The 15,329-nt window shown below is 62.0% G+C and carries 13 protein-coding genes; 7 read left to right on the top strand and 6 right to left on the bottom strand.

The window, feature by feature from the left end; genetic code table 11:
• Positions 1–47: 47 nt before the first annotated feature.
• On the bottom strand, positions 48–839 hold the full coding sequence (locus IF204_RS04595; protein WP_194095036.1) for an ABC transporter permease: 792 nt from the start codon (positions 837–839) through the stop codon (positions 48–50).
• Between the two features lie 86 nt (positions 840–925).
• Between IF204_RS04595 and IF204_RS04590 the strand changes: the two genes are divergently transcribed.
• Both IF204_RS04590 and IF204_RS04585 read left to right on the top strand, forming a co-directional pair.
• A complete protein-coding gene (locus IF204_RS04590) occupies positions 926–3,019 on the top strand; it encodes a 4Fe-4S binding protein (protein WP_194095034.1) in 2,094 nt (697 codons plus the stop codon).
• Positions 3,016–3,867: an FAD:protein FMN transferase gene (locus IF204_RS04585; RefSeq protein ID WP_194095032.1), complete on the top strand. Its 852-nt coding sequence runs from the start codon at positions 3,016–3,018 to the stop codon at positions 3,865–3,867. The genes IF204_RS04590 and IF204_RS04585 overlap by 4 nt, the downstream gene beginning before the upstream one ends.
• Before the next feature lie 18 nt (positions 3,868–3,885).
• Here IF204_RS04585 and IF204_RS04580 read toward each other — a convergent pair whose 3' ends face one another.
• Together IF204_RS04580 and pedF are read right to left on the bottom strand one after the other, a co-directional pair.
• Positions 3,886–4,818 (bottom strand): substrate-binding periplasmic protein, encoded by a 933-nt coding sequence (locus IF204_RS04580; protein ID WP_194095030.1) that lies wholly within the window; start codon positions 4,816–4,818, stop codon positions 3,886–3,888.
• Between the two features lies 1 nt (position 4,819).
• Positions 4,820–5,500, bottom strand: a complete 681-nt coding sequence (pedF, locus tag IF204_RS04575) for a cytochrome c-550 PedF (RefSeq protein ID WP_194095028.1) — start codon at positions 5,498–5,500, stop codon at positions 4,820–4,822.
• Between the two features lie 162 nt (positions 5,501–5,662).
• Between pedF and IF204_RS04570 the strand changes: the two genes are divergently transcribed.
• The 5 genes from IF204_RS04570 to IF204_RS04550 are packed head-to-tail and all read left to right on the top strand — an operon-like array spanning position 5,663 to position 9,766.
• Positions 5,663–6,850, top strand: coding sequence for an ABC transporter substrate-binding protein (locus tag IF204_RS04570; RefSeq protein WP_194095026.1), 1,188 nt, complete (start codon positions 5,663–5,665; stop codon positions 6,848–6,850).
• A gap of 3 nt (positions 6,851–6,853) precedes the next feature.
• Positions 6,854–7,822 carry a YVTN family beta-propeller repeat protein gene (locus IF204_RS04565; protein WP_194095025.1) on the top strand — a complete coding sequence of 323 codons (969 nt, stop codon included), beginning with the start codon at positions 6,854–6,856 and terminating at the stop codon, positions 7,820–7,822.
• A gap of 9 nt (positions 7,823–7,831) precedes the next feature.
• Positions 7,832–8,248 carry a hypothetical protein gene (locus IF204_RS04560; protein WP_228069065.1) on the top strand — a complete coding sequence of 139 codons (417 nt, stop codon included), beginning with the start codon at positions 7,832–7,834 and terminating at the stop codon, positions 8,246–8,248.
• A gap of 10 nt (positions 8,249–8,258) precedes the next feature.
• Complete coding sequence (locus IF204_RS04555) at positions 8,259–8,981, top strand: ABC transporter ATP-binding protein (protein ID WP_194095023.1); 723 nt, start codon at positions 8,259–8,261, stop codon at positions 8,979–8,981.
• Positions 8,978–9,766, top strand: coding sequence for an ABC transporter permease (locus IF204_RS04550; protein WP_194095022.1), 789 nt, complete (start codon positions 8,978–8,980; stop codon positions 9,764–9,766). Before IF204_RS04555 ends, IF204_RS04550 begins: the two co-directional genes overlap by 4 nt.
• 130 nt (positions 9,767–9,896) lie before the next feature.
• Here the strand turns inward: IF204_RS04550 and IF204_RS04545 are convergent, their stop codons facing one another.
• From IF204_RS04545 to IF204_RS04535, 3 genes are all read right to left on the bottom strand, one after another.
• Entirely contained in the window at positions 9,897–11,675 is a 1,779-nt protein-coding gene (locus tag IF204_RS04545; RefSeq protein WP_194095021.1) for a PQQ-dependent methanol/ethanol family dehydrogenase, read from the bottom strand.
• A 268-nt stretch (positions 11,676–11,943) separates the two neighbouring features.
• Positions 11,944–13,209, bottom strand: a complete 1,266-nt coding sequence (gene rhaI, locus IF204_RS04540) for an L-rhamnose catabolism isomerase (protein ID WP_194095020.1) — start codon at positions 13,207–13,209, stop codon at positions 11,944–11,946.
• 9 nt (positions 13,210–13,218) lie between these two features.
• On the bottom strand, positions 13,219–15,321 hold the full coding sequence (locus tag IF204_RS04535; protein ID WP_194095019.1) for a bifunctional rhamnulose-1-phosphate aldolase/short-chain dehydrogenase: 2,103 nt from the start codon (positions 15,319–15,321) through the stop codon (positions 13,219–13,221).
• Positions 15,322–15,329: the final 8 nt, after the last annotated feature.

Genomic DNA, 15,329 nt, shown 5'->3' with positions numbered 1-15,329 from the left:
GCATTATGCGCGGGGCGCGGTAATCGGCAATCCGACCAAGGGCGTACTCAGCCCGCGAACGCGCCGTCCGGCACGCGGCGCCAGCGGTTCGCGCGGCGCTCGAACGGTTGGATCAGAGCGACTTCGATCAGCAGCATGATCGCGACGAAGCTCAGCGCGTAGGCCAGCACACCCGGAATATCGAACATCTGGAACTTGGTGTGGATCTGGAAACCGACCCCCGATGACCGCCCGAGGAATTCGACCACCAGCACGATCTTCCAGATGATCGCGAGACCCGCCCGCGCGGAAATGGCGAAGTAAGGCGCAAGCTGCGGCACCACCACATGACGCAGCACCGCGCCTTTAGGCATCCGGTAGACCCGCGCTAGATCACCAAGGTCGGGCGACAACGCACGCGATCCTTCGCGCAGCGTGACCAGCACCATCGCGGTCTTATTAAGCGTGACGGCGGTGATCGCGGCAACTTCGTTCAGGCCGATCCAGAGGTAGCACAGCACGATCAACACCAGCGCAGGCAGGTTGAGGAAGATCGTCACCCAAGGGTTCGCCCAGCGGTTCAGGCGCGGCATCCGCCCGAGGAGAATGCCCAGAACCGACCCGATCACCATCGACAGACCGAAGGCGATCGCGACCCTTGTGAGCGTCGCACCGATGTTCTTGGTCAGCCGTCCCGAGGCAGCTTCGTTCCACAACTCCGCCAGCACTGCGGGCGGCGCGGGCAGCACGCGCGGCTCGCCTTTGACGACTGATAGCACCCACCAGAAGGCCACGAAGGCGGCCAACGAGAGCACGAATATCAGCCTGTCAGGCACGCGGGATGGAGCGGGGTATTTCATGCCGGTACGTTAGCTGCGGACACGCGGCCCGCCCCCTAGACTTTGGTGTTATTGCTGGTTTTCGCAGCTCGGACCTACCGTCTGCTATGCGCCTCATTATTTCTCTTTTCGCCTTTTTCATAGGCCTTGCTTTGCAGGGTCCGACCTTCGTACATGCCGAGCCGTTGCCGCGCGAGGAGATCGAGAATTTCGTGATCCCGCCCTACGCGCTGGGGGAACCGCTGAACGACAACGGCGTCTGGAGCCTTCTGAATTCCGGAGGCGCCGAAGCCGGATATGTGTTTGAGACCGAACCCTTAGCACCCTTGCCTGGCTTTTCGGGCGCGCCGATCAACATTATGGTCATGCTCGATCTCGAAGGGCGGTTCATCGACATCAAACTGATCTCGCACAACGAACCGATCTTCGTCTCCGGCCTCGGCGAAGCGCCTTTGCGCGCCTTCCTCGAACAGTACCAAGGCCTCTCGATCAACACCCCGATGGTCGTCGGCGTCCCCTACGGTCACGACGCGGGCGGCACGGGGGTCACGTACCTTGATGGCGTGCTAAAGGCGACCGCGTCGGTGCGCATCGCGCACGAGAGCATCATGGCTGCAACGCTCGCCGTTGCCCGCGAAAAGATGCAGGGTATCCAAGCCTCGCCCCCTGCCCGCCCGAACCGCGAATACGGCGAGGATCTGACGTGGGACCGACTGCTCGACGAAGGCATCGCGAGGCATCTGGTGGTCACGAACGCGGAACTGGATGCCGCGTTTGCAGGCACCATCTGGGCGCATGACGATCCCGAAGCCGCCGCCGACCCCGAGGGTCTGTACCTCGACCTCTGGCTCGTGGACATCGGTGCGCCCTCGGTCGCGAAGGCGGTACTGGATGACGATGCGATGGCCGACCTCGAACGGTTCCTGACCGTCACGCCCGACGCCGAACCACTGCTGCTCATTGAACGCGCGCGGCACGGGCTGGTGAGCGAGGATTTTGTGCGCAACACCGCGCCTGACCTTCTGGGCGCGATACAGGACGGACTGCCGGTCGAATTGCGTGACGCGGACATGATCTTCGACACACGCCCCGAGGTGCCCGAAGGAGTCGCGATGATCCTACGTGTGGACCGCCGTCTGGGTTTCGATCCGACGCGCGAGTGGGATTTGCAGGTCAAGGCCCTCCGCGCTCACGGTATGTTCCAGCCCGAACTGGGGTACGAGACTTTCACCCTCACCTACGCTGCGCCCGAGCGGTTCTATGTGCGCGACGAGGTCGCCAAACCCCGCCCCGCGTGGGTCGATGCGCTCTATAACCGCCAAGGCGACATGATCGCGCTGGCCATTTTCCTGCCGCTCCTGTTCTTGCTGCTCGGTCCCGGAATGAACCGCCTCGCTGATCACCCGCGATACACCGCGATCCGTCTGGTGATCCTTGCCGGCGTGCTCGGCTTCATCGGCTGGTGGGGGCAAGGGCAGCTGTCCATCGTCACCCCGCTCGCCGTGCTGCGCACCGTGATCGAGGGCGGATCGTTCGCCTATCTGCTCTACGATCCATTCTCGCTGCTGATCTGGGCCGCGACGATCATCGGTTTCGTGCTCTGGGGACGCGGGTTGTTCTGCGGCTGGCTCTGCCCATTCGGCGCGATGCAGGAGTTCACGCACCACCTCGGCCGCCTGCTGCGCCTGCCGAAGTGGGAGCCCTCCACCAAGTGGGACGAGCGGCTGAAGATGCTGAAATACGTGCTGCTGGCGGGCCTCGTTGCCGCGGTGTTCCTGACACCCGACAGGATCGACAAACTGGTCGAGGTCGAACCGTTCAAAACCGCGATCACCACGTTCTTTGTCCGTAACTGGTACTACGTCGTCTACGCGGTGTTCTGGCTGGTGCTCGGCATGTTCACCTTCAAAGGCTTCTGTCGCTACGTCTGTCCGCTCGGCGCGCTGATGTCGATCGGCGGGCTGCTGCGCGGCCCGGACTGGATCAAACGGCGCAAGGAATGCGGCAGCCCGTGCCAGCTTTGCAAGGTGCGCTGCAACTACGGCGCCATCAAACCGAGCGGCGATATCGTCTACTCGGAATGCTTCCAGTGCCTCGATTGCGTGTCGATCTACAACGACCCGAAAACCTGCGTGCCGCTGGTGCTGAAGTCGCGCGGCAAGGAACTGCACATCCCCAAAGCCAAGGAGGTCCGCCAATGATCACGCGCCGCCGATTTCTGACGATCTCTGCCGTTTCTGCGGTGATGACGGGACGCGCGATGGCCGAAACGTGGAGCGGTGTGGCGCTCGGTGCCGACGCGTCGATTACGCTGGATGGGCGCGGAGCCAGTGAAGCGCTGTGGGAGCTGCCTGCGTTCATTGACCGGATCGAGGATACCTTTTCGCTGTTTCGGGCGTCCGAATTGCAGCGCCTGAATAACGCAGGCGAAGCGGAGGTGAGTGATTGGCTGGCGGAGGCTTTGCACCTAAGCAGCGACATCCACGCCATCACCGGAGGCGCGTTCGATCCAACAGTCCAGCCGCTCTGGCAGGCGATTGCTGACGGGGGCGACCTCAATGCGACCAAGGCGCTCATCGGCTGGGACCGCGTCTCGCTGTCGGGTAATCACGTGCGCCTCGGAAATGATCAGTCGCTGACGCTCAACGGCATCGCGCAAGGCTTCGCGGCCGATCTGGTGAAAGCGTGGCTAGCGGAGCGCGGGTTCACAGATGCGCTGGTCAACATGGGCGAATACGCGGCGCTTGGCGGCCTCTACAGGATCGGCCTTGATACGCTCGGCGCGGCGACGATCCGTGGCACATCCCTCGCCATCAGCCGCCCTACCGCGATGACCATCGGCGGGCGGACACATATCCTGCACCCGCAAGGCAAGGCTCCGCTCTGGTCGGCTATCGCGGTCGAGGCGGACAGTGCCGCCATCGCGGACGGCCTTTCGACCGGACTGGTTTTCATGGAGAAACCGCAGATCGCTGCGCTGGTCGCAAAGATGCCGACCCTGCACCGCATCTGGGTAGAGAACGAGGCGGGTCTGTCGGTTGTGACCTGACCCGCCTGCATTCGCGCTTTAGCGTTCCGGCGGAATGAACGTCAGACCGTAGTCGGCATAGGCCTTCTCGATCCGGCCATCCTCCAATGCAGCGACAATCGCGTCATCCAGCGCATAGCCCAGATCACGGTGGCTGTGGTGGACGCCGATGCCCAAAGTCCACGTCGCGCGGGCGAACCCGACGAGCGGCGGCTGGTGGATTGCGACCCCATCTGTAGCGCCCCACTCAAGCTGTGCTCTCGGGCCCATTGCGGCCATCGTCTCACCATCGCCCAAAGCCTCCATCGCCGCCCCCATCGTGCGGTAACGGTGGACGTTGGCGGCAAGGTCTGCTCCGGGAAAAGCGGTCAGGTAGAAGTCCGCGATGGTGTCGTTCTCCACCGCGACGCTATCAAACCTGAAGTACGCAGGCACCGGAGCGCCCTCGTGTCGCGGGTCATCGCCCGCAATCGCGTCGGGGTAAGCGTCCTGACGATAGGCAATGGCAACGGTCTCTGAGGCGTACTGCCCCGTAAAGACCACCTGCTCGATCATGCAGGTCAGCGTACTGTCATAAGGCACACGGAGCATGACATTCGAAACGGGTTCCCGTTGTACCGTTCCCCGCCAGATGTAGGACATCAGATCGCCTTGCAGGTTCTCCGCAGGCTGGACAAAGCGGAACTCCGGCTCGACGCCGAGAGCCTCCGCAAGGATGCGCCCGACTTCGATATCGACGCCGCGCGGCTCGCCGTTTACTTCCCAACTATAGGGCGGCAGGTTTTCGTAAACGGCGATGTTGAGCGTGCCGCGTTCGATGATGTCGTCCATCGTCTGACCGACGTAGTCACGTGCGGTATTTTGCGGTCGCTCACCCGGCACGATGCCTTCACAGCGCGCCAGAACGGGCTGGGCGGCGAGGGTCGAAACTCCCGCCGCCAGAACTGCCGTCAGTATGAACCGGTGGTCCATGTCAGTGAGTTGCCGAAAGCCCGATGGTCAGCGCGTCGGCGGCGTGCTTGGCCGCCATGTCCGACCCGTCGAGCGCCAGAACCGCGCGGCGCACCACGCTGTCGGACACCGGTGCGCCCGAAGCGGTTTCGACGTTGGCCGAGATGTCTTCGAGCTCGGAGCGGAGCGCGTCCTGATCGCCTTCACCCGCCGCAAGCGTATCGCGGATTTCAGTTAAGCGAGCGGTGTAATCATCCAGCGCGCCGTCATCGGGGCGGGTTTCGATATAGGTACGGATCGCCCAGCCGGCTTTCTGTCCGAGGATTTCACCGAACGCCGGCATTTTGGTCGTGCCGTCTTGGGTGTAGCCGTGCTGGAAACGCTCGACGAACCATTCATCGCCGTACTCTTCGGCTTCGAGGTAGCGAAGGTCCGGCGCGAGACCGCCGGACACCGCGCCAAGGCCGTGGCAGCGGGCGCAGTTCTGGTTGTATGCGCTGTCACCGATGATGATGGCTTCGGCCCAGACGTCCTCGCCCGCGGCTTCGGCGCGGTACGGGTTTTCGGTCAGCCATTCTTCACCCACATCCGGCAATGCATCTGTGTTGACGGGCTGCGGTGCAACGTCACCGTGGCCGAAAGCGGTCGAGCAAAAGCCCGAGAAAGCGAGTGCAGCCAGAAGGCCGCGGGTAAAGGTATTCATGGATCTTCCTCCCTAAGATGCGAACTTTGGTAAGCGATCAATCCGCGCCCTAGAAATTGGACTTTCGTCCCAAAATGCCGCAGCCACGGCCATCTTACGACCATTGTCCAATAGCTCCGCCCCACCCGTAAAACGAACATGAAGGCCGAGGGAGAGAGGACTATGCGGGCAACGTTTCTGATCGGTGCGGCTTCGCTACTGGCGGTGGAATCCGCGACGATAGCGGCTGCGCAGAACGCAACTTCTCTTGACGTTCCAATCCTTTACCTGCGGCAGGAAATCGACCACCCGCCGGTGCTGTCGAACCTCGATCCGATCCCCGATGACCTCGGGATCGCGGGTGCGGAGCTTGCTCTGGGCGACAACCAGACGACCGGACGGTTCCTCGGGCAGACGTATCACCTCGACTATGTGAGCGTGCCGCCTGACGGTGATTTTTCGGGGGCCGCTCGCGAGGTTATCGCGGATTATCCGGTTGTTCTGGTCGAAGGAGGCGCGGAGGAAATCCTCGCCGCCGCCGACCTTGCCGCAAGTGCGGGAACGGTGGTTTTCAATGTCTCATCCGGTGAGGCGCGACTGCGGTCCGCCGATTGCCGTGCGAACCTGCTGCACACGGTTCCAGAGGACGCGGCACGTACCGATGCGCTGATGCAAGTACTGGTCGCGCGGCAGTGGACCGACCTCGCCATGATCGTCGGGCCGCGCGAGGATGACGCCCGTTTCGCCGAGGCGCTGCGCAGTTCCGCCCGCAAATTCGGGATGCGCTTCAAGGCCGAGAAAGTATGGACATTTGATACGGACCTGCGCGAGTCGACGATGTCGGAAATCCCACGCTTCACGCAGGATCTGCCCGACCACGACCTACTGCTGGTCGCCGATCCGACCGACGATTTCGGGCGCTACGTGCTGCACAACACGTGGCTGCCCCGCCCTGTTGCTGGCACCCACGGCCTGCGCGCCGAAGGCTGGGCCAGCGTGATCGAGGCGTGGGGCGCCGTGCAGCTTCAGAACCGTTTCGAGGACGCCACGGGCCGCAACATGCGCTCGCAGGACTACGCCGCTTGGACCGCCGTTCGCGCGATCGGAGAGGCGGTGACGCGCACCTCCAGCACCGATCCTGCCGTGCTGCGCGACTACTTCCTGTCGGACGATTTCCAGCTCGACGGCTTCAAGGGCCGCGCGCTCACGTTCCGCCATTGGAACGGCCAGATGCGCCAGCCCATTGCCGTTGTGAATGACCGCGCACTGGTCACGCTGGCTCCGGTCGAGGGCTTTTTGCACCACCGCAACGAAACCGACAGCCTTGGCCTCGACGAGGCCGAGAGCGCTTGCACCGCATTTCAGGAGTAACCCATGCGCCGCATCTCCGCGCTTGCCTTCACGCTGCTTGCCTCCACCGCCATGGCGGACGGGCAAATCTGGGTGACGAATGAAAAAGACGACACCGTGAGCGTGATCGACGTGGACACGCTGGAGGTCGTCCAGACCTACCCGACAGGCGAACGCCCGCGCGGTGTGACGTTCTCGCATGACTACACGCGGCTTTATATCTGCGCCTCCGATAGCGACACCGTGCAGGTCATGGACCCGAACACGGGTGAAATCCTGCGCGATCTGCCGTCGGGCGAAGACCCCGAGCAGTTCATTCTGCACCCCGATAACCGGCACCTCTACATCGCGAACGAGGATGATGCGGTCACAACTGTCGTCGACACCGAAACCCGCCGCGTGGTTGCCCAGATCAACGTCGGCATCGAGCCCGAAGGCATGGCTGTCAGTCCTGACGGCAAGATCGTCATCACCACGTCCGAGACGACCAATATGGCGCATTGGATCGACACGTCGACCCACGAGCTGTTCGCCAACACGCTCGTCGACGCACGCCCTCGCCATGCGGAGTTCACCGAGGACGGGACGAAGGTCTGGGTCAGCTCGGAAATCGGCGGGACGATCACTGTGTTCAATGTGGCTGACCAGAGCGAAGTCGGCAAAGTCCGCTTTGCCATTCAGGGGGTGAACGACGATCTGATCCAGCCTGTCGGCATGAAATTCTCGCCGGACCAGACCAAGGTCTACGTCGCGCTGGGTCCGTCGAACCACGTGGCCGTTGTGAATGCCGAAACGCTGGAGGTCGAGAAATACATCCTCGTCGGTCGCCGCGTCTGGCACATGGCCTATTCGCCCGATCAGACGCAGCTTTTCACCACGAATGGTGTCTCAGGCGATGTGACTGTCATCGACGTCGCGCGCGAGGAAGCAATCAAATCCATCAAGGTCGGCCGCTTCCCTTGGGGCGCGGCGATGCGGCCCACGTCGAACTGAGGAATGAAGATGAAAGCACTCTTGCTCGCCGCCCTGCTCGCGCTGCCCCTCAGCGCCAATGCGCAGACCGCCGGCCTTCTGGCCAAAGCCAACCGCGTTGACCTGCCGCCGCTGACGCTCTCGTCGGGCGTGCCGGTGTCCGAAGCGCCGCTGAACCTGACCTCTGGCACTTACTACACGTTGGAGATCGAAGCGGACGGCAGCGCAGAGCTCGCCCTCGAAGGTGCGGGTTTCTTCCGTGCGATCTGGGTGAACGAAGTAGTCATCAACGACATCGAAGTCCGCCCGATGGGCCTCAGTTCATTCGAGTTTGACGACGAAGGTACGTTGGAGATGTCCTTTATCGCGATCAAACCAGGGCGTTACTCCCTCGCGATCCCCGGCACGACCGGAGAGACCCAGCGCGTTGAAATCACGATTGAATAAGGGCTGACACATGACGGGCGGGCTTTCGATCCGTGGCATAAGCTACCGCTACGGGGCGAAGACGGCCCTGAATGACCTCACGCTGACCGTCCCTTCGGGGCGGTTTTGCGCTTTGTTGGGGCCGAATGGCGCAGGGAAATCCACGTTGTTCTCACTGCTGACACGGCTCTTCGTGGCACCCAGCGGACAGATCACCGTGGCGGGCCATGACCTCGCGAAGTCACCGCGTAAGGCGCTCGCGAAAATCGGCGTGGTGTTCCAGCAACCGACGATGGACCTTGACCTAACAGTACGGCGGAACCTGCTGTATTTCGCTGCGCTACATGGGCTGGCGGGCAAGGAAGCGAATGCACGGGTCGAGGCCGCGCTGGAACGGCTGGATATGGCGGAGCGCGCGGGCGAGCAGCTTCGCTCATTGAACGGTGGCCACCGCAGACGGATGGAGCTGGCGCGGGCGCTGATCCACCGCCCGGCCGTTCTGTTGCTCGATGAGCCGACGGTCGGCCTTGATGCGGCAGCGCGGGCGGCGATCACGGACTACGCGCATGAATTGGCAGCAGACGGGATGGCGGTCCTTTGGGCAACGCACCTGACAGACGAAGTACGCGATAACGACGACCTCGCTATTCTCCACCGCGGGCAACTGCTGGCGCGCGGGACGGCAGGCGATATTCGCGGCGAGATGAGCCTCTCTAACCGTTTTCTGCAGATGACCGGAGAGGACGCGCTATGAGCTGGCTCATTGCCCTGCGCGCCATCCTCCACCGTGAGGCGCTGCGGTTCATTGGCCAACGCGGACGGCTAGTTGCGGCGCTCGTCAGGCCGCTGGTGTGGCTGTTCATCTTCGCGGCAGGCTTTCGCGCGGCGCTCGGCCTGTCGATCACGCCGCCCTATCAGACCTACATCACCTACGAGACCTACATCATTCCCGGACTTCTCGGAATGATATGTCTTTTCAACGGGATGCAGTCATCTCTTTCACTAGTCTACGACCGCGAAATGGGGTCGATGCGGCTCCTGTTGACCTCGCCGCTGCCGCGCTGGTGGCTCCTGATGGCAAAGCTGCTGGCGGGCACATTCGTGTCGATCCTCCAGTGCATGATCTTCCTCGGCATCGCGGCGATCTGGGGCATTCGCCCGCCCGTTGTCGGCTATTTCGCCGTGCTGCCCGCGCTGCTGGTGACCGGCCTGATGCTGGGCGCACTCGGCCTCATGCTGTCGTCCGTCATCCGCCAGTTGGAGAACTTCGCAGGGGTGATGAATTTCGTCATCTTCCCGATGTTCTTCATGTCATCCGCGCTCTACCCGCTGTGGAAGATGCGCGAGGCGAGCCCGCTTCTTGCAGACCTCTGCGCGGTCAATCCGTTCACCCAAGCGGTCGAGATGATCCGTTTCGCGCTTTACGGACAACTCAACCTTCCCGCCCTTGCATGGACGCTCCTGGCGCTCATCGTCTTCGCAGGCATCGCGGTTTGGGGCTATGATCCAGCCAGAGGCGTCCAGTCCCGTAAAGGCTGAACCGGACAATCGAAAGCCCCGCCATCAAGCGGGGCTTTTTCATGCGTGCCGATCACCCAAATATCAAATCTCCAAACAAAACGCGCCACCCTTTCGGATGGCGCGCCTTGCGGACGATGACCGGAGGGGGTCAGTTCGCCATGGCAAGTGCTTCGGGCAGTTTGAAGGTCCAGACGGTACCACCCTGGTTCAGGTAGTTGACCTTCTTGGCAACTTCGCCGCCCCAGAGCGGAACAGCGCCGCCCCAGCCCGATACGACCGAGACATACTGCTCGCCGTCGGCTTCCCAAGTGACAGGCTGGCCAACGATGCCCGAGCCGGTCTGGAACGACCACAGCTTCTCGCCGGTGGTGTCGTCGAGCGCGATGAACTCGCCCTCGGGCGTGCCGAAGAACACCAGACCGCCAGCGGTCGTCATAACGCCGCCCCAGAGCGGAGCTTCGTTCTGGTATTCCCACATCCATTCGCCGGTCTGCGGGTCGATCGCCTTCAGGCTGCCGATGTGGTCTTCGTAGTTGGGCTTAATCGTGAAGCCGGCACCAAGGTACGCCGCGCCTGCCTTGTAGGTGACGGGCTCGTCCCAGATATCCATGCCCCATTCGTTCGACGGAACATAGAACAGGCCGGTGTTCTGGCTGTAGGCCATCGGCATCCAGTTCTTACCGCCAAGGAACGACGGCGAGGCAAAAACCATCTCGCCGCGTGCGCCATCGACGGAGTCGGCGGGGTTACCCGGACGGTTGTCTTCGTTGAAGATCGGGCGACCGTTTTCGTCGATGCCTTCGGCCCACGTGATGTCCTTGACGAACGGGAACGCGTCAATGAACGCACCGTCTTCGCGGTTCAGAACATAGAAGTAGCCGTTACGGTCGGCAGTGGCGTACTTCATGTTGCCGTCTGCGTCGGTAAAGGCGATGACTTCGTTCACGCCGTCATAGTCCCAGCCTTCGCGCGGAGTGGTCTGGAAGTGCCACTTGATCTCGCCGGTAGCCGGATCAATGCCGAGGCGCGAGGCCGCATAGAGGTTGTCACCAGTGTTGCCTTCGGTCGGCGCACCAGCGTTGCGCAGGTGCGAGTTCCACGGTGCCGGGTTACCAGCACCGAAGACGAGCGTGTCGGTGTCGGCATCATAGGAGCCGCCAAGCCATGTCGCGCCGCCACCGGTCTTCCACATGTCGCCCGGCCAAGAGGCATTCAGCGTGCCGGTCATGGTGCTTTCTTCGCCGTTGAGCGTGCCCATGTGGCCTTCGATGACCGGACGGGTCCAGACGGTTTCGCCGGTTTCGGCGTCGCGTGCCTGCACTTCGCCGACGATGCCGAATTCACCGCCCGAGTTGCCAGTGATGACCAGACCGTCCACGATGAGCGGCGCTGCGGTGTAGCTGTAGCCTTCCTTGTAGTCGGCGATCTTCTTGTTCCACACGACGTCGCCTGTCTTCAGGTCAAGCGCCACGATACGCGCGTCCAGAGTGCCGAAGTAGATGTTATTGCCGTAGATCGCACCGCCACGGTTGATCACGTCACAGCACGGCAGGATACCTTCGGGAAGGCGGGCGTCGTATTGCCAGACTTCCTTACCGGTTTCGAGGTCGATCGCGTAAATCCGCGAATAGGACGCGGTGACATACATCATGCCGTCATGGATAAGCGGCTGGGTTTCCTGACCGCGCTGCTTTTCACCGCCGAAGCTGAACGCCCAGACTGGAACGAGGTTATCCACGTTGTCGCGGTTGAGTGTGGTCAGCGGGCTGAAACGCTGGAGATCGCGGCCCATGCCGTTGGTCAGCACGTCGCCCGTCGATGCGGCGTCGTTGGCCAGATCTTCTTCGGTCACCTCGGCCCATACCGGACCGGTCGCCATCGCGGCGCTCGTGACCATGGCACATGCGGCCATGACAAAACGGTTCATTCTAATCCTCCCTCGGATGCTGTTTTGCAACCGCGCCGCCGCTCCCTCCCGCAAGTGGCTCGATCCGGAAACATCATCGGGCCAAGAAAAGCTCACGAGAAATTGCACAATGGTAGTAGGGCGAATGTCAAAAAAACGCAGAATGGTGTCTTTTAAGGGAGATAGCCGTTTGGGCCTTGTACTAAAGGCGTAGAAGGTTGTCGGCGTTCTGCAAATGCAAACGCCCTCCACCTTTCGGCAGAGGGCGCTTTTGCGGTCTGTGCGCAGATCAGACGATGCCGCCGCCTGCCCCGCTCACTTCCGGACGCTCCGCCCCGACCTTCGCGCGGTAGCCAGATGCGCGGTAGGTCATGACCGGATCAATCGCGGCTCCGGCCTCGAAACGAGCCATTTGCAGGATCGGTTCGACATCGGTGCGGAACGCGCGGCGCAGCGTGGCAGATGCCATGAGTGCGTCGTTATCCGCCTGATATCCACCCAGCGCCTCGCGGTCGACGATGGACGCCTGCACGTAGGCGCGCTGGATTTCGATGGCCGAGATCATCAGGCTCTCGATGGGATCGGTCACGTTGTGCGACTGGTCGATCATATGCGCGAGATTCAGATCGGGGCTCTCGGCATCCACCAGTTCGTTCCAGACGAGGAACAGACGGTATGGCTCGATAGTGCCGCTATCCAGATCGTCGTCCCCGTATTTGGAGTCGTTGAAATGGAAGCCGCCCAGTTTGCCTGCGCGGATCAGGCGCGAGACGATCATCTCGATATTCACGTTCGGCGCGTGGTGACCAAGGTCGACGAGGCATTTGGCCTTCTCGCCCAGTTCCTGCGCAATCATCAGCGACGTGCCCCAGTCCTGCACGACCGTCGAATAGAATGCGGGCTCGTAGATTTTATGCTCGCTGAAAATCTGCCAATCGTCCGGCAGCTTGTCATAGATCGCGGACATCGACTGCATGTAGCGGTCGAACTGGCGGCCCATATGCGTCTGTCCGGGGAAGTTCGCGCCGTCCCCGATCCACACCGTCAGCGCGGTCGAGCCGAGCTTCTGGCCGATCTCGATACACTCGATATTGTGGTCGATGGCCTGCTGGCGGGTCGCGCTGTCAACGTGGCTGAGCGAACCGAACTTGTAGGAGTGCGCCTGATCGGGCTGGTCCTGAAACGTGTTCGAGTTCATCGCGTCAAAGCCGAGGCCGTACTCGGCGGCCTTCGCCTTCATCTGTGCCGGATCGGCCTTGTCCCACGGGATGTGGAGCGAGACTTTGGGCGTCGCGTCCGTCAGTCCGTGGATCACGCCGCAGTCGTCGAGTTTGTCGAAGATATCACGCGGCTCACCCTTTCCGGGGAAGCGGGCGAAACGCGTGCCGCCCGTGCCGGTGCCCCACGACGGGACGGCAACGCCAAAGCCCTTCGCGCGGTCTTTGATCGCGGCAATGTCGATGCCGCGGCGGTCTAGTTGTTCCCCCAGCGCATCGTAGTCGCGTTGGAGGTCGGCAAACCGCTTTTCGTTCTCGTTCTGGATAACAGATTTCATAACAGCACCTTACCGCGTGAACGCTTGGACATTGCCAGCATCGACGTTGATGATATTGCCCGTCGACTTTGCCGAAGCTTCGGAGGCAAGGAAATAGGCGGCTTCCGCGATGTCTTCGGGCAGGACAGAGCGTTTCAGCATGGAGCGGTTGCGGTACATCTCCTCGAGCCCCTCTTTGTCGGTGCCGTAGGTGCCCGCGCGCTGTTCCAACCACTCGCCTTCCCAGATTTTCGAGCCGCGCAGCACGGCGTCGGGGTTGACCACGTTGACGCGGATACCGGCCTCTGCGCCTTCGAGCGCGAGGCAGCGGGCCAGATGGATTTCAGCGGCCTTTGCGGTGCAATAGGCCGACGCGTTCGGCGATGCGGCGAGGCCGTTTTTCGAAGCGACGAACACGATGGAGCCGCCGATGTTCTGCTGGCGCATGACCTTGAACGCTTCGCGGCTCACGAGGAAATAGCCCGTGGACAGGATGTCCATGTTCTTGTTCCACAGGTCGAGCGTTGTCTTCTCGATCGGGGCCGAGGACGCGATGCCCGCGTTCGACACGAGGATATCGACGCCGCCGAATTCGACCGAGGTGTAGGCGTAGGCATCGATAATCGCCTGCTCGTCGGTCACGTTCATCTCGACTGTGCGCACGACGTCAGCGCCGAACTGCTTGGCAAAGCCCGCGCGGACCTCTTCGAGCGAGGCCGCGTTGATGTCGGCCAGCATGACGCACGCACCTTCGGTCAGGTAGCGGTGGGCGGTCGCCGCACCGATGCCGCCAGCGCCGCCGGTGATCAGCGCAACGCGACCCGCCATGGATTTCGGCTTGGGCATCCGCTGAAGCTTCGCCTCTTCGAGCAACCAGTATTCGATGTCGAAAGCTTCTTGTTCGGGCAGACCGCAATATTCCGACACGGCGGACGAGCCACGCATCACGTTGATGGCGTTGACGTAGAACTCGCCGGAAATGCGAGCCGTCGCCTTGTCCTTGGCGAAGGTGATCATGCCGACACCGGGGACCAGATAGACCACGGCGTTGGGGTCGCGCAGCGCGGGCGAGTTGTCTTTTTTGCAGCGATTATAATAGGCTGCGTAGTCATCGCGGTAAGCGGCGACCTGAGCGGGCAACCCTTCCAGCACCTCGTCCACGTTGTTTTTCGCAGGATCGAAGGCCACGACCAGCGGACGGATTTTCGTGCGCAGAAAGTGGTCGGGGCACGATGTACCGAGCGCGGCGAGCGGCTCCATATTCTTCGAATTGACGAACTCCAGCACGGCGTCCTGGTCGTCAAAATGACCGACCATGTGCTGCGCGCCGGAGACCATGCCTCGGATTGCAGGCATCAGTTGCGCGGCCACCGCGCGGCGGGCGGCAGCGTCCAGCGAGGCATGAACCGCGCCGCCGAAAGCCGCCTGCCCTTCGGTCTTGGCTGCGAACCAGTCCATCGCTTTCTGGATAATCTCCAGCGTCAGCTCATAACATGCCTTGGCATCGTCATCCCACGTGAACAGGCCGTGGGATTCCAGCACGACGCCCTTCGCATCGGGGTTCTCAACGCAGAATTTCTCCAGCCACAGACCCAACTCATAACCGGGCTTTTTCCAAGGCAGCCAGCCGATGTCAGAGCCGAAAATCTCTTGGGTCAGTTCTTTGGAATTCTTCGACGCCGCAATCGCGATGATCGCATCGGGGTGCATGTGATCGACGTGCTTGCGCGGCACATAGGCATGAAGGGGGGTATCGATCGACGCGGCGCGCGGGTTCAGGTTCCAAGTGCAGTGCGGCAGGTAGCCGACCATCTCGTCCTCGAACTCCACCCCGCGATAGATACCTTTGAGCGCGCGGAGCTTGTCCATGTAGAGCGTGGCGAAACCGTCCATCTTGATCGAACCGACGTCACCGCCCGAACCTTTGACCCAGAGAACCTCGACCTCTTCACCGGTCAGCGGATCTTTTTCCATGACCTTGGCCGAGGTGTTACCGCCACCGTAATTGGTGATCCGCTTGTCAGAACCAAGCAGGTTCGAGCGGTAAAGCAACTTTTCCGACTCGCTCATGCTGGCGGCTTTGGCGTCGTCCCAGCCGTTAATAAGGCGCTGATCTGCACCGGAATTCGACATCATATCCT

This window comes from Marivivens aquimaris (genome assembly GCF_015220045.1).
In the GTDB taxonomy this organism is placed as follows: Bacteria; Pseudomonadota; Alphaproteobacteria; order Rhodobacterales; family Rhodobacteraceae; genus Marivivens; species Marivivens aquimaris.
This window is presented reverse-complemented; position numbering and strand designations above follow the sequence as displayed.

What these genes read in the sequence shown, in the direction of transcription:
- IF204_RS04595 (WP_194095036.1), bottom strand. Translation starts at nt 839, where the DNA reads ATGAAATACCCCGCTCCATCCCGCGTGCCTGACAGGCTGATATTCGTG.
- IF204_RS04590 (WP_194095034.1), top strand. Translation starts at nt 926, where the DNA reads ATGCGCCTCATTATTTCTCTTTTCGCCTTTTTCATAGGCCTTGCTTTG.
- IF204_RS04585 (WP_194095032.1), top strand. Translation starts at nt 3,016, where the DNA reads ATGATCACGCGCCGCCGATTTCTGACGATCTCTGCCGTTTCTGCGGTG.
- IF204_RS04580 (WP_194095030.1), bottom strand. Translation starts at nt 4,818, where the DNA reads ATGGACCACCGGTTCATACTGACGGCAGTTCTGGCGGCGGGAGTTTCG.
- pedF (WP_194095028.1), bottom strand. Translation starts at nt 5,500, where the DNA reads ATGAATACCTTTACCCGCGGCCTTCTGGCTGCACTCGCTTTCTCGGGC.
- IF204_RS04570 (WP_194095026.1), top strand. Translation starts at nt 5,663, where the DNA reads ATGCGGGCAACGTTTCTGATCGGTGCGGCTTCGCTACTGGCGGTGGAA.
- IF204_RS04565 (WP_194095025.1), top strand. Translation starts at nt 6,854, where the DNA reads ATGCGCCGCATCTCCGCGCTTGCCTTCACGCTGCTTGCCTCCACCGCC.
- IF204_RS04560 (WP_228069065.1), top strand. Translation starts at nt 7,832, where the DNA reads ATGAAAGCACTCTTGCTCGCCGCCCTGCTCGCGCTGCCCCTCAGCGCC.
- IF204_RS04555 (WP_194095023.1), top strand. Translation starts at nt 8,259, where the DNA reads ATGACGGGCGGGCTTTCGATCCGTGGCATAAGCTACCGCTACGGGGCG.
- IF204_RS04550 (WP_194095022.1), top strand. Translation starts at nt 8,978, where the DNA reads ATGAGCTGGCTCATTGCCCTGCGCGCCATCCTCCACCGTGAGGCGCTG.
- IF204_RS04545 (WP_194095021.1), bottom strand. Translation starts at nt 11,675, where the DNA reads ATGAACCGTTTTGTCATGGCCGCATGTGCCATGGTCACGAGCGCCGCG.
- rhaI (WP_194095020.1), bottom strand. Translation starts at nt 13,209, where the DNA reads ATGAAATCTGTTATCCAGAACGAGAACGAAAAGCGGTTTGCCGACCTC.
- IF204_RS04535 (WP_194095019.1), bottom strand. Translation starts at nt 15,321, where the DNA reads ATGTCGAATTCCGGTGCAGATCAGCGCCTTATTAACGGCTGGGACGAC.